This window comes from Paenibacillus sp. FSL R10-2734 (assembly GCF_037963865.1).
GTDB lineage: Bacteria > Bacillota > Bacilli > Paenibacillales > Paenibacillaceae > Paenibacillus_AQ.
The window spans coordinates 2,434,405-2,448,887 of sequence record NZ_CP150170.1; the positions used below are offsets into that span (position 1 = coordinate 2,434,405).

The 14,483-nt window shown below is 44.4% G+C and carries 9 protein-coding genes; all 9 read left to right on the forward strand.

Translation table 11 applies throughout. The annotated features are described in order from the left end of the window. Positions 1-683: 683 nt before the first annotated feature. From NSS67_RS10730 to NSS67_RS10770, 9 genes are read left to right on the forward strand one after another with little or no spacing between them, the layout of a single operon-like run. Positions 684-2,156: a DUF5605 domain-containing protein gene (locus NSS67_RS10730; RefSeq protein WP_339319512.1), complete on the forward strand. Its 1,473-nt coding sequence runs from the start codon at positions 684-686 to the stop codon at positions 2,154-2,156. Positions 2,157-2,210: 54 nt separating this feature from the next. Then, on the forward strand, positions 2,211-3,335 hold the full coding sequence (locus NSS67_RS10735) for an ABC transporter ATP-binding protein (protein WP_339319513.1): 1,125 nt from the start codon (positions 2,211-2,213) through the stop codon (positions 3,333-3,335). Between the two features lie 22 nt (positions 3,336-3,357). After that, entirely contained in the window at positions 3,358-6,342 is a 2,985-nt protein-coding gene (locus tag NSS67_RS10740) for an extracellular solute-binding protein (RefSeq protein ID WP_339319514.1), read from the forward strand. Continuing rightward, entirely contained in the window at positions 6,329-7,309 is a 981-nt protein-coding gene (locus NSS67_RS10745) for a sugar ABC transporter permease (RefSeq protein WP_339319515.1), read from the forward strand. The genes NSS67_RS10740 and NSS67_RS10745 overlap by 14 nt, the downstream gene beginning before the upstream one ends. Before the next feature lie 2 nt (positions 7,310-7,311). Then, the gene (locus tag NSS67_RS10750; RefSeq protein WP_339319516.1) at positions 7,312-8,208 is read left to right on the forward strand and encodes a carbohydrate ABC transporter permease; all 897 of its coding nucleotides are present in this window, start codon (positions 7,312-7,314) and stop codon (positions 8,206-8,208) included. 19 nt (positions 8,209-8,227) lie between these two features. After that, positions 8,228-10,375, forward strand: coding sequence for a YIP1 family protein (locus tag NSS67_RS10755; RefSeq protein WP_339319517.1), 2,148 nt, complete (start codon positions 8,228-8,230; stop codon positions 10,373-10,375). Then, the gene (locus NSS67_RS10760; RefSeq protein ID WP_339319518.1) at positions 10,372-12,642 is read left to right on the forward strand and encodes a DUF5696 domain-containing protein; all 2,271 of its coding nucleotides are present in this window, start codon (positions 10,372-10,374) and stop codon (positions 12,640-12,642) included. Before NSS67_RS10755 ends, NSS67_RS10760 begins: the two co-directional genes overlap by 4 nt. Next, a complete protein-coding gene (locus NSS67_RS10765) occupies positions 12,639-13,505 on the forward strand; it encodes a sugar ABC transporter permease (RefSeq protein WP_339319519.1) in 867 nt (288 codons plus the stop codon). Before NSS67_RS10760 ends, NSS67_RS10765 begins: the two co-directional genes overlap by 4 nt. A 12-nt stretch (positions 13,506-13,517) precedes the next feature. After that, positions 13,518-14,471, forward strand: a complete 954-nt coding sequence (locus tag NSS67_RS10770) for a carbohydrate ABC transporter permease (RefSeq protein ID WP_339319520.1) — start codon at positions 13,518-13,520, stop codon at positions 14,469-14,471. Positions 14,472-14,483: the final 12 nt, after the last annotated feature.

Sequence of the window (14,483 nt, forward strand, 5' to 3'; positions counted from 1 at the left end):
TTTTAGTCGAGCTTACGGACAAATGTATGCGAAAAACCGAATACAATGTGCCGACGGTAACGTAAACGAGTCAAATGTATGCGAAAAACTGAACACAATGTGCCGACGGTAACGTAAACGAGCCGAATGTATGCGAAAAACCGAACACAATGTGCCGCGGGTAACGTAAACGAGCCAAATGTATGCGGAAAACTGAACACAATGTGCCGCCAGTAACGTAAACGAGCCAAATGTATGCGAAAAACCGAACACAATGTGCCGACGGTAACGTAAACGAGACTTCGCCGTTATTCGCCTCAAATCACCCTGGAATGGGCTTGTTATTAGAAAATAAGTGCAATATGGTCCGTCCCTCTCTACGTAGGAGTAGATGGATAGCGTTCAAGATTACAGATGTACTTGGCATTGAAAAAGTAGAAGAAAGCTCCAAGGTAGAATAGAAAGGGCTACCCATGCTGAAGTGCCTGAATTTACTCCAGATCTTTAAAGGACCGAGCGGTAGATGAGGTTTTTCTTATTATATAGGTCATCTGAGCTGAGGTTATTGTGAGCGCTTGCATCACCCTATAGAAACGACTTTAATCACCTATAAAATAGAAAAATTCACATTGTATAATGTAGTAAATTTACAGTCGGTAGTGCTCTTAAGGGGTCCACCGGTCAGCTAGGAGGAGAGACGAGGCTTGAAACAAGATACGAAGGTAGAACGCTGGGCTCTTTTTGAAACCGCTTTACAATCCAGCGAAATACCAGAGAAACCATTTCGCGACGTCCGGCTGGAGGCCACATTCCAGATCGGGGACCGAGAGGTCAAGGTAGATGGATTCTATGATGGAGAGAATGTATTCCTCATCAGGTTCATGCCAGATAGCGTTGGCACATGGTTGTTCTCAACCAGAAGCAATGCTCCGTCGCTGAATGCTATACATGGACAATTTGAATGTGTAGAGGCCAGCAGCTCTAATCATGGTATGGTCCGAGTTGGATCCCAGTACGGGTTCGAATATGCAGATGGCACATCCTATATGCCATTCGGAACTACTTGCTACGCCTGGATTCATCAGCATGAATCCTTACAAGAAGCTACGCTTCAGGAGCTTGAACATTCACCTTTTAATAAAATTCGCATGTGCATATTTCCGAAAAGGTATGCGTTTAATATGGTTGAGCCGGAGCTCTTTCCATTTCGGGGATCGAAGGAGCATGGCTTTGATCTTGAACGGTTTGAGCCTCGCTTCTTCCAGCAGCTTGATTATCGGATTAGGCAGCTCGGTGAGCTTGGTATAGAAGCGGATATTATCTTATTTCACCCCTATGACAAAGGTCATTGGGGCTTCGACCGAATGAGTGGAGAGCAGGATGAATCGTATCTCCGCTATGTGATTGCACGATTGTCTGCCTATCGTAACGTATGGTGGTCGCTCGCAAATGAATATGATTTCATGACGGAGAAGCAGCCTGAGGATTGGGATCGATTGTTTCAACTCGTTCAGCAATATGATCCTTACCAGCATCTACGCTCCATTCATAACGGGACGAAAATGTATGATCCATCATCGCTTCATCTGTATGATCACGCTAAGTCATGGGTTGATCATGTGAGCCTTCAGCACTGGGATCTAATGGCAACAGATACGATCCGAAAGCAATATGGGAAGCCCGTTGTTGTTGACGAGTGCTGCTATGAAGGAGATATTCCTCGCCGCTGGGGCAACATTACGGGAGAAGAGATGACGCATCGTTTTTGGGAAGGAATGGTTCGTGGCACTTACGTTGGTCATGGAGAGACGTATATGCACGAAGATAACATCATTTGGTGGTCGCATGGTGGCAAGCTGCATGGAACAAGCTCGGAGCGAATCGGATTTCTTCGCCAGATCTTTGAAGAAGCGCCACGACAACTCAAAGTTATTGATTCGATCAAGGACGTACCGACTTTAGGCGTAGAAGGTGAATACTATTTGTTGTATTTCGGGATTCATCGTCCAGCTCTTCGACCGGTTCAATTGCCGGAAGGGAATGAATATGAAGCAGAAATAATCAACACTTGGAGCATGACAATCGAACGAATTGAAGGGAGGTTTACAGGGGATTGTACGATTCAGCTTCCTAGTAAGCCATATTTAGCATTGCGGATTCGACGTTGTAGTACATAGCGATCCATTCAGGATTGGCTTGCAATCATAACCTTATTATTCGGAGGTGCCGCCATGGGGCGCATTGTACTTAAGAATGTGGAGAAACGGTATGGAAAAGACAAGCTATATGCTGTCAAAGACTTCAATCTGGAAATTGAAGACGGTGAGTTTCTTGTGATGGTTGGGCAATCAGGCTGTGGTAAATCAACAACACTTCGGATGATTGCAGGACTAGAGGATATCACTTCCGGGGAGCTGTATATAGGCGATAAGCTTGTGAATAATCTACCGCCCAAGGACCGAGATATCGCGATGGTGTTTCAGAACTATGCACTGTATCCGAATATGAACGTGTATGAGAATATTGCATTCGGTCTGCGATTGCGCAAGGAGTCGAAGCATGAGATTGATCAGTCGGTGAAATCCACCTCACGTGTTCTTGAGATAGAACAATATTTAGATCGTAAGCCAAAAGCGTTATCAGGGGGTCAACGTCAGCGTGTTGCTCTTGGCCGAGCTATTGTACGCAAGCCAAGTGTATTCCTGATGGATGAGCCATTATCGAACTTAGATGCCAAACTTCGTGTACATATGCGTACCGAAATTATTCGACTCCATAAACAGCTCGGTGTAACAACGGTATATGTAACGCATGATCAGGTTGAAGCAATGACGATGGGAAATCGAATTGTTGTAATGAAGGATGGTCTCATACAACAGGTGGATGCGCCGCGTGTAATTTATAACAATCCGAAGAATATGTTTGTCGCAGGCTTTATCGGTACACCGCCGATCAATTTTATTGAAGGAAAGGTTGAAGAGGCAGAAGGTGGGAAGCTTCACTTAAAGACTAAGCGTAACTACTTAATGATAGCAGACGAGCATATACCACTGCTGCGGAAGCACGGAAAAGTAAACAAACGAGTCGTACTAGGTTTTCGTTGTGAAAATGTATACGTAGATCCGGAATTGGTGGACCGTCATCCACAATCCCAAATCACAGGAACACTTAAGCTGTCAGAACTCATGGGTGCTGATACCTATTTGTATCTTAACATTGGGACGGATGCATCATTAGTTGTCCGTACATTTACTGGCATTGACTACAACGAGGACGAACCGATCACTGTCGCTCTCAATATGTCGAAAGCGCTTTATTTTGACAAGGATACTACGGAAAACTTAATGTACGAATGAACTATGAGAAGGGGAGAGATGGATGTTAAGGGCACTTAGGAGATGGCGCGCAAGTATCGGTCTGACTCTGGCTCTCGTTCTCGTTCTGTTGCTATCATCGGCTTCAGGATACGCTGAGAATAGCACAGTACAGTCCTCTGACCAACAGCAAGAAGCATCAGTTGCGAAAGACCAGGAGCAGCATAAGACTAATTCAGATAACACGAACGAACCCTATTTTCTTGATAAGCTGGCGGAATGGAAGAAATCCGGCGCAACAAGCGATCATGATGGCAAGTTGATCATATCAGCAACAGATTATGTCCGCACTTCAGATGGAGCACATGTTCAAGTAAGTGATGTTGATGGCAAATCCAATGTTCTGAACTGGAGTATTCAGAATAATGAGTGGATCGAATATGAGTTCAACGTTACCCAAGCTGGGCTGTATCAAATGAATCTAACCTACCGTCCGGTAACGGATAATACTCACAAGAGAGCTATTCTATTGAATACTACAATGGATGGTAAAAACGACTTCCTTGAATCCAAGTCGATTTCGCTGGATCGCCATTGGAAGGACCCGGATAAGCTGAATCTTGATGCTAACGGTGACCAAGTCCGTCCAATGTCAGTAGATATCAGCGGCTGGATGACAACATCGCTTCGTGACTCAGGAGGCGCATATGTTGAACCATTGGAATGGTATTTGACGCCTGGGAAGCATACTCTTCGTTTTACGAGTAATGAGCCGATGACCTTATCCACTATTGAGTTAACTGCTCCAGAGAAAATATTAGATTTTCAGACGGTAAGTAAGTCCAGGCCGAAAGTGAACGCAGCAAGTGCAAACATAGCACCGATTGTGCTTGAGGCAGAGAAGTCCGATTGGAAAAGTGCTTCCTCCGTTGGACTTAAATATGATAACGATACTGAATCTACACCTTATATAGGCGGGAAGATCCGATACAATTCGGTTGACGGATCACGCTGGTCATCAGGAAATGGTGAGATCAGCTGGTCATTCGATGTATCTGAAAGCGGTTACTATAAAATTGGACTTCGCGTCATGCAAAACTTCTCTTCCAATCGATCGACCTTTAGAACGATTCGCATTAACGGGGAAATTCCGTTCTCCGAAATGATGGCTTATCAGTTTCCTTATGGGTCAGGTTGGCAAGGTATTCCGATCACCGATGACAACGATCAGCCTTACTTGTTCTATTTAGAAAAAGGGACGAACACCATTTCCATGCAGGTAACTCAGGCACCCGTGAAAGAGCTGATGACTGAGCTTGAGGAGATCGTGAGTAAGCTCATGTCGCTTGGTGAAGATTTAAAGGCGTTGACCGGTGGTTCTGAGGATACGAATAGAACATGGAAGATGGATCAAGACTTACCTGGCTTCACGACGAGCCTTCAAGCTATCTCAGAGAAACTGGGGAGTGTACAGAAGCGATTGGTTGAAGTAAATGGGCGAAAAGATGGTGTCACACAAGGCTTATACACAACGTTGAAGGATATAGAATCGATGCTAGCAAGCCCTAGCAATATTCCTTATAACATCGATAACTTTGTGACCATGCAAGGTAAAGTAGCTGATTACATGCAGCAGCTCAAAAATCAACCGCTTGGATTAGACCGGATTTACATCGTTCCATCCGATCAACCGTTTCCGAAGATGATAGCAACCGCCTTCCAAAAAGTGAAGGGCTCCTTTATTAATTTTTTCTACTCCTTCCAAGCGAAGGAAGATCTCGGGGATATGGATGAATCCGTGTTGAATGTTTGGGTACTACGCGGTCGGGATTATATTAATCAGCTACAAGAACTGGCGGATGAGGAATTCACGACGCAAACAGGCATAAAGGTAAAGGTTAACTTGTTGCCTGACACGAACCTGCTCGTGCTGATGAATGCTGCTGGTATGGCGCCAGATATCGCACTTGGGTTACCGCAAACATTGCCATTTGACTATGCGATTCGGAATGGCTTGTTAGATTTAACACAGTTTTCCGATTTCGATTCGGTCTTTCAGCGCTTCTCACCAGGGACATGGCTGCCGTTCTATTACAACAAAGGATACTATGGTATTCCTGAGACTCAAAGCTTCTCAATGCTGTACTACCGCAAGGATATTCTTGATAGGCTCGGACTCAAAGTTCCGAATACATGGGAAGATGTCTACAACATGTTGCCAATTCTGCAACAGAATAACATGAATATGATGCCGACGCAGCATACTCCGTTTTTCTATCAGAATGGAGTCGAGTATTTCACTCCAGACGGAATGAAGACAGGATTAGGTACAGAAGCAGGGTACCAGGCGTTTAAAGAGTGGACAGATCTTAACAATGTTTACGCCGTTGATCAACAAGTCGCGAGCTTTTATCAGTCGTTTCGTAGTGGCACCATACCCATTGGGATCTCAGACTTTAGTATGTATATCCAACTTATGGTTGCAGCTCCTGAACTGAATGGATATTGGGGGATTGCTCCGATCCCAGGAGTGAAGCAAGCAGATGGTCAAATCGCCAGATGGATGGGTGGTACAGAGCAAGCGGGTGTTATCTTCAAACGAACGAAGAAAGCAGAGCAGAGCTGGGAGTTCCTGAAATGGTGGACTTCAGCGGATATACAAGAAAAGTATGGTTCGGATCTGGAGACGATCAATGGTACATCATTCCGCTGGAATACGTCTAACGTGGAAGCATTTGTTCATCTACCTTGGAAGCAGGAAGATTTGAACAGTATTCTGGAACAATGGCGTTGGTATAAGGAAATTCCGAATGTACCGGGCAGTTACTTCCTAGACCGCGAGATACAGAATGCATGGAACCGTACCGTAGTTGATGGGATCAATTATCGTAGTTCACTTGAAACAGCTATTGATGCGATCGATGTTGAGATGCGTAGGAAGATGGTGGAGTTCGGAACCGTGGATGCGAACGGTAATATCCTTCGGAAGCAAGAACTACCTGTCGTGAATAAACCGTGGGAAGGGGTGGACAAATATGTCGAAAAGTAATGCGGAAATCTTAAATAAAAATTACATCCCCAGTACCGCAGTTCGCCCGAAAGGAAAGTTCTCTCTATTGTTAAAAGAAATTTGGCGGTATCGGCTATCTTACCTATTCATCGCACCATTTATGATCTGTTTCATACTTTTTATACTCATTCCCGTTGTAGCAGCGGTTGCCCTTAGCTTTACGTCATATAACTCGCTCGAGTCACCGAAATTTATAGGCTGGGACAATTTTCGATACATGATATCGGGCGATCTGTTGTTCTTACAACATGCATTGCCGAATACGTTCAAGTTCGCGATTATTGCAGGACCACTAGGGTATGTGGCATCGTTCATGCTGGCATGGTTGATAACCCTACTGCCAGGAAAATGGCGCAAATGGTTTGCATTAGCCATGTATTCACCTTCACTCATGGGCGGGATTGCCATGACGATTGTCTGGCTCCCGCTCCTCAGCGGTGACCGAATTGGTTATTTGAACAGCTTCTTACTTGATTGGGGATTTATTAAGGAGCCTGTGCTGTGGGTAACGAGCAAGGATCATTTAATGTCATCCATGATTGTCGTCACATTGTGGTCCAGTATGGGGATTGGATTTCTGGCGATGATGGCAGGGATTCTGAATGTAAATCCAGAGTTGTATGAAGCGGGTAAGCTCGACGGAATAAGATCGAGGTTGGAAGAAATTTGGTATATTACGATTCCGTCCATGAAGCCGCAGATGCTCTTCGGTGCGATTATGGCGATTGTTGGGACCTTTAAAGCAGGTGGGATCGGCACTCAGCTCTCGGGTATGAATCCAACGCCGCAGTATTCGGGACATTTAATTATTAACCAGATCGACGATTATGGATTTATTCGCTTCGAGCTTGGTTACGCGAGTGCCTTATCTGTGTTCCTGCTGTTGCTTATGTATTTATCCAATAAGTTTTGCTGGCGTTTGTTCGGTTCGAAGGGGGATGAATAACGATGCAAGTCGCGTCTAAAGGCAAGCTGCTCAAATTCAGCAGACGATCCAAATTGTTCCGATTAAGTCGCTTCGAAAAAGGGATAGCATTGCTGCTTATTGTTCTTAGTGCATTTATGTTATTGCCACTCGTTTATATCTTTAATCATGCGTTTAAGCCGTATGATGAGTTGTTCGTGTATCCGCCTACCATATGGGCGCGCCAACCTTCTTGGCAGAACTTTATTGAATTATTCAACATCACGTCCGGATCAGTTGTACCCGTTACGCGCTATATCTTTAATAGCTTGGCCGTAGCTGTACTAAGCGTTATTGTCGTGACCCTGGTCAGTGCATTATGCGCTTACCCACTATCGAAACATAAATTCCCGGGTCACCAGCTTGTATTCGCAACAATTATGCTGACCATGTTATTTGCACCAGAAACAGTTACTATTCCACGTTATCTCGTCGTTAGCAATTTAGGCATTATGAATACGTACTGGGGACATATCATGCCCATGGTTGCCGTTCCTGTTGCCGTTTTCCTAATGAAGCAGTTTGTTGATCAAATTCCAGATGAGTTGCTTGATTCCGCACGACTGGATGGTGCGAAGGAATTTGTTGTGTTCTTACGTATTGTTGTACCCGTTATTATTCCAGCCGTTGCGACCATTGGTATTATCTCGTTCCAGACCGCATGGGGTAATGTCGAGTCATCCACATTATTTATGCAGAGCGAACAGATGAAGACATTTCCTTACTTTGTCCAAACACTGACAGCGAATATGGCCAATAGTGTTGCAAGACAGGGAGCGGTTGCCGCCGCTGCACTGTTTATGTTTATACCAAACTTGGTGATTTTCCTTGTATTCCAAAGCAAGGTTATCGCCACGATGGCCCATTCCGGCATTAAATGATTCCGCGGGAGGAGAAATTATGAAGCCGGTAAAATTAAAACTATTTCGTCTCCTGTGGGGCTTTCTGGCCGTGTGCCTCGTATGGGTCGGTTATCCGGCGGTTGCATCCGCCGACTATCCTTATTCAACCAATTACCGTAGTGATAAGGGGTCTCTTGTATGGACACAAGCCGCATTTGCACCGGAGCAGGTACTCGGCCGAGATATTTTTGTGCCTGATCCGAAGGATGCTACGAAGAAGGTCCTATCACCACTCATGCAGCCTAGCGATCTATTCATAGACTCACAAGACCGAATGTATGTTGCGGATACAGGAAATAGTCGAATTGTTGTATTTAGCCCAGATGGTAAGTTCGATCATGTCTTGCCTGCATTGGAGGGAACACCATTATCTAGTCCACAAGGGATATATGTAAGCGATAAAGGTGATCTCTACGTCGCTGATACCGGTAATGCAAGGGTTGTTATGCTGGATCAGCAAGGAAATATGTTAAAGGAATATAAGCTTCCAAAATCCAGATTTATCTCCGACAGCTATCGTTTTGAACCCATTAAAGTGGCTGTAGATAAGCGAGGATATCTATATATCGTATCGCTAGGAAGCTATAACGGTCTGCTTCAGCTTGATCCAGATGGCAATTTCGTAAGATTCTTTGCTGCCAATGAAGCGCCATTCACGTTACTAGATTCCATGAAGCGCAAGATTTATTCGCAAGCGATGTATGAGAAGCAGAATGCCAAGCTTCCACCAGCCATTAATAACGTCAATATCGACAAGCGCGGTTTTGTGTATACCGTATCTTATGGGCTGGAAATGAAAGAGGAACAGGTCAAGAAGCTCAACTCTGCAGGTCAGAATTTCCTGGGAACGGATACAACGAACGGTGAAGCAAATAATTCATTTGGCGAAATTCGTTTTCGAAATGTAATTCAGGTACCGAATCTGAAAGATATCGCAGTCGACAGCTCAGGTAACTTTTCGGTTATTGACAGTGATTCGAAGGTTGTCAGTCAATATGATGCATTCGGTAATCTGCTATTTTTCTGGTCTGGGGATGCTAGTCCGAATACAACGCAGCTGGGAATTGTAAAGAGCCCGGCAGCCATTGATATTAACTCTACGAATGAAATTTATATTTTGGATAACAATGCGAATTTGATTCAGCAATTCCGTCAAACGGAGTTCGGAGCACTTGTCTACAAAGCGAACAACTTGACGATTGACGGTAAATATAAGGATGCAGAACCCATTTGGCGTGAGGTATTGCATCTGAACGCTTTCTATACGCCAGCTATGCTAGGACTCGCGCAAGCTGCTTATTCTCGTGGAGATTATGTGGAAGCGAAGAAGATGTATTATGATGCAGGCGTTCAAAAAGGATATTCAAATTCATTTTGGCAAATTCGCCTGAAATGGTTGCAAGATCGCTTTGGATTGTTCATGAACATCTTCATTATACTCGTTATTCTATACCTGACTTATAGGCTTGCAGTAAAACGATATGGAGCTTTTCAGAAGATTCGACGGTCTAGCTTACATATACGATCTCGTTTCTTAGGGCAATTGAAACATTCACTGTATGTTCTACGACATCCGGTTGATGGCTTCTACATGCTTCGACATGAGTATAAAGGTAGCTACTTGAGTGCGTTTGTGATTCTGATTCTAGCCTATGCTTCCTATGCGATATCTCGAGCATATACGAGCTTTTCGTTTAACATGGAAGCGATTAAATCACTAAGTGCGGTTACTGTATTTCTTCAATTCATCATTGTATGGATCGCTTGGGTCATTTCGAATTATCTTGTCAGCAGTATTATGCGTGGGGAAGGACGCTTTACAGATGTATTTGTTGGCAGTGCCTACGCACTTGCACCGTTTATTGTCGTCGGTCTTCCACTAACGCTTATCTCACATGGGCTGTCGTTAACGGAAGATTCGATTTACCAATTTATACATTCAGGCATGTATGTTTGGGTATTCCTACTGCTAATTTGGAAGGTTATGACGGTTCAAAATTACACCGTAGGCGAGACAGCCATTAATTTGCTGTATACAGCCGGTACGATGCTCATTATCGGGGTGTTATGTTTCATTCTGTTCGGTCTAACTACTGAGCTTCGCAGCTTCGTCTATTCCATCGTTCAGGAGGTGTCAGTGCGGTGACAGGATTAAGATTACAAGATATCAAGCCGTTAAAGCTGCTCCCTTGGGTGGTTACTGTCATCATTGTTGCTACTATCGGGATTTATTTATGGACGCATTCGAGTAGCTCAACAACGGATACAGCGCAAGCAGTGAAGTCTGTCATGCCTGCCAATTTAAAGCTTGCCGCAAGTACTAATGGGGAGTTACCTCATGATGCGGATTTCGTAAAGGTCGCTGAGAACGATACGCTTGTTCTTTACGCAGATAAGAACTCAGGACATTTCAAGGTAGATGATAAACGAGATGGGCATGAGATCACTTCCTATCCGAATCCGACAGATTGGCAGAAGGAAAAGATTAGTGGTACATGGCGCAGTCACTTACTCTCCCCAATTATGATGGAGACGATTGATACCAGCAAGAAGTTAGAAGTGATGGTCAGTAGCCTATTGTCTCAAAAAGGTGGCATCACGAGCTGGAAGCAGATCGATAATGGCTTCGCGGTCACGTTCGTGCTACCAACAACGAACATGATCATTCCTGTTGAAGTTCGTATTCAGGATGACTACGTTGAGACAAAGATCATTGATACAGGCATTGTAGAAGCGGGAAAGGATTCGCTGCTTAGCTTAAAGGTCTATCCGTTCATGGGGGCTGCACAGCCTGATGGGCAAGAGGGGTATATCTTGCTGCCAGATGGTTCAGGTGCCATTTATAACATCAAAGATAATATGACAAACGAACGTAGTGTATATAAGGAGCCGATCTATGGCGGGGATATGGCGTTCACTTCAGCTCTTACGAATCGCAGGACCGTTACAATGCCAATTTATGGCATCAAAGCTAAAGACAACGGAATTCTAGCTGTAGCGGACCAAGGGGATGAATATGGCTATATTTATGCGGCACCATCCGGTGTGTATAGCAAATACGCTTGGGCGACGATTGAACAGGCGTATCGACTTCCTTATTACCAGCCGACATCGAATGATGGAAAGACAGGATTTACGACCTACAGTAAAGTCAAATTTGGTGAGAATCGTTCTGTTCGTTATTATCTGCTTCCGAAAGCTTCGAGCGATTATTCCGGTATGGCAGCGAAATATCGCCAATATCTGATGGAAGTCGAAGGCTTGAAGCAGCTAACTACGGGCAATTCCTCGATGCCATTGTATCTGGATATTATCGGTGGCGACTCACAGAAAGGTTTCCTTCAGAACAAATTCATTACCGGGACAACAACAGATCAAGCAAAGTTGATTCTTGAGCGGCTCCATGCGCAAGGTATTCCGCAAGTCGTTGTTACGTATCAGGGATGGCAGCATGGGGGCGTAAGCACGTATGGGTTTGGCGCTCAGGTTGATAAGCGCTTAGGCGGGAATGCAGGGATGAAAAGCTTTGCGGAATATGCGAAGTCTAAGGGAGATAAGGTTCTTCTAGAGGTTAACTACCAATTAAACACAGATGGAAAAAACTTTAATCCGAAAAGTGAAGCGTTGCAGGACCAAGCGGGGACGATCCTCAAGTTCAAACGTCGTCAATCGAATGATGAGGTTGCACAGGTTAGTCCACAGATTTCACTTGATCGGATGAAGAGCAATATTAGTAAATTCAAGGCTCTAGGAATTGATGGATTGTCCGTGATGGGGCTCGGTGATTATTTAGATAGTGATTACAATCGCCGATATCATGCTAACCGAACAAAGGTTAAGGAAATACAGAAGGAATTTATGAATACCATTCAAACCAATCTACCAACGGTTTCGATCGGCAATGGTAATGCGTATGCATTGTCCAATACATCTTCTATACGGCGTATTCCTGGAGATTATTCATACGATTTGTTCTTGGATGAAGCGGTACCTTTCTCTCAAATAGCGCTGCATGGTATCATCCCCTACACCCTTAATTGGGGAAATTCAAGAGATGAGTACCAGAAAGATTTCTTGCGCAGCATTGAATACGGAGCAGCCCCCACCTTTGGCGTGATCTATGCGAAGACTGAGGAGATGAAGAAAGCGTACTCCGTCTGGCAATATAGTTTGAATTTTGATGAATGGGAAGCTTCGCTCTTGAAGGAGTACCAACGTTTTAGTGAAGCGCTAGGCGACGTTCAAGATCAGTTTATCAGGAGTAATCGCACCATCGCTCGGAATGTGAAGGAAACGGTATATGAAAATGGTCAGAAAATTATCGTGAACTATAATAACGAGCAGATAAGCGTGGATGGCTATCATGTCCCGGGAAATGATTTCATCGTTGTAAAAGGGAGCGTGGCACAATGAGCAGCTGGATCCGAATGAGGAATACGTTTACGCAGCGCTATGAAGGCATAATGCTCATTTTGCCTTGGATTATTGGCTTCCTGTTATTCGTTTCGTTCCCTCTCTTCTATTCATTATACATGAGCTTTCACAGTGTCCGAATTACGGGGAATGGAATTCTCCATGAATTTGTTGGCTGGAAGTATTACTCTAATATTTTGTTCCAAGATGGAGGCGTGTTCTATGATCAATTGCTTCCATTTCTACGACAAATATTATTCATGATCCCAATCATCGTTATTTTCTCGTTTATGATTGCCATCATGTTGAATCAAAAGTTTTTTGGTAGAGGTCTCTTCCGAGCTGTGTTCTTTTTACCGGTTATCTTCTCTTCAGGGAACGTCATTCAACGGTTCTTGAGTCAAGGTAAGGGGCAGCTTGGATTTCTAGAGCAGTACTCTATTTCAACCACACTTTCGGAATACTTGCCAAATTCATGGTCTACGCCGATTGTTGCTGTATTAAACTCATTCGTTCTAATTCTATGGTACTCCGGGGTGCAGATTCTGCTATTCCTGGCAGGAAGACAGACCATTTCATCCTCCGTTTACGAGGCGGCTCGTATTGATGGAGCAAATCCATGGGAAGTATTCTGGAAAATAACTCTACCAGCGATGATGCCATTTGTTCTTTTGAACACTGTGTATACGGTCGTAGACTTGTTTACTTTTCCTGGAAATCCAATTATCGCGAGTGTCAACCCAACACAGTACGGTCCTACAAGTGCGTTGATATGGGTGTATTTCTTGATCATATTGCTGACCCTGGGGCTTGCGTTCCTTCTACTTGGAAGAGCAGCGCGGGGCACTACGTACAAGAGGTAGGAGGAGACCGAGATGGAGAAAATATTAAATGTCATACGACAGCGGCATTCGCGTTCGGGATTTAACGGACTTGGCGAGCGGCTACGATTACTGCTGTTAGGGCGCGAAGCCGACAAAGGCTTGATTTTCCGCTTATTCATTTACGTCCTGCTGATTGAAACGGCCTATCTATATTTAAACCCTATCTTTTATATGATGTCTACTATGGTAAAAGGATTACCTGACTTACTAGACCCAACGGTAAACTGGATTCCGAAGACGATCTATTGGGGTCATCTGAAAGAAGCTTGGACTTCGTTGAACTACCCAGTATCGTTTAGCATCAGCGCTGCACTGTCGATCGGCGCATCACTATTACAACTGATTGCCTGTGCGATGGCTGGTTATGCGTTTGCTAAACTGAATTTTCCGTTTAAGAAATTTTGGTTGGCATGTCTAATTTTCACGTTTATTATTCCGCCACAGGTTACCGTACTGCCATTAATTCTCATGTATCGTGAAGTAGGCTGGGTAGACACCTACCTTCCAATGATTATACCAACCTTGTTCGGGCATGGTTTGAAAGGTGCGCTTTATGTCATCATTTATCGCCAGTTCTTCTCTGTTCTTCCGAAAGAGCTTGAAGAAGCTGCGAAGATGGATGGCGCGAGTATGTACCGAGTTTTCTTCAAAGTCATGTTACCGATCGCGAAGCCAGCTATAGTTGTCGTATTCCTGTTCTCCTTTGTATGGAACTGGAACGATAGCTATTCCCCGATGATGTTCTTGTTTAAACTGCAGGATGTTCCACTTTCTGTGGCGTTGGTTAAGGCAACGGCAGCTGCAACAACGGAGGATGGGCAGATATTCGCACAGTCGATTGAAATGGCGAAGTCATTTCTATCGGTGATGCCGCCGCTTGTCCTGTATATCTTTACGCAGCGCTGGTTCGTAGAAGGGGTAGAACGGACAGGACTTGTAGAATAGCAATAACATAAA

Excerpts from the sequence above, each read along its gene's own strand:
- NSS67_RS10765 (WP_339319519.1), top strand. The coding sequence starts at position 12,639 with ATGAGCAGCTGGATCCGAATGAGGAATACGTTTACGCAGCGCTATGAA.
- NSS67_RS10770 (WP_339319520.1), top strand. The coding sequence starts at position 13,518 with ATGGAGAAAATATTAAATGTCATACGACAGCGGCATTCGCGTTCGGGA.
- NSS67_RS10740 (WP_339319514.1), top strand. The coding sequence starts at position 3,358 with ATGTTAAGGGCACTTAGGAGATGGCGCGCAAGTATCGGTCTGACTCTG.
- NSS67_RS10745 (WP_339319515.1), top strand. The coding sequence starts at position 6,329 with ATGTCGAAAAGTAATGCGGAAATCTTAAATAAAAATTACATCCCCAGT.
- NSS67_RS10750 (WP_339319516.1), top strand. The coding sequence starts at position 7,312 with ATGCAAGTCGCGTCTAAAGGCAAGCTGCTCAAATTCAGCAGACGATCC.
- NSS67_RS10735 (WP_339319513.1), top strand. The coding sequence starts at position 2,211 with ATGGGGCGCATTGTACTTAAGAATGTGGAGAAACGGTATGGAAAAGAC.
- NSS67_RS10755 (WP_339319517.1), top strand. The coding sequence starts at position 8,228 with ATGAAGCCGGTAAAATTAAAACTATTTCGTCTCCTGTGGGGCTTTCTG.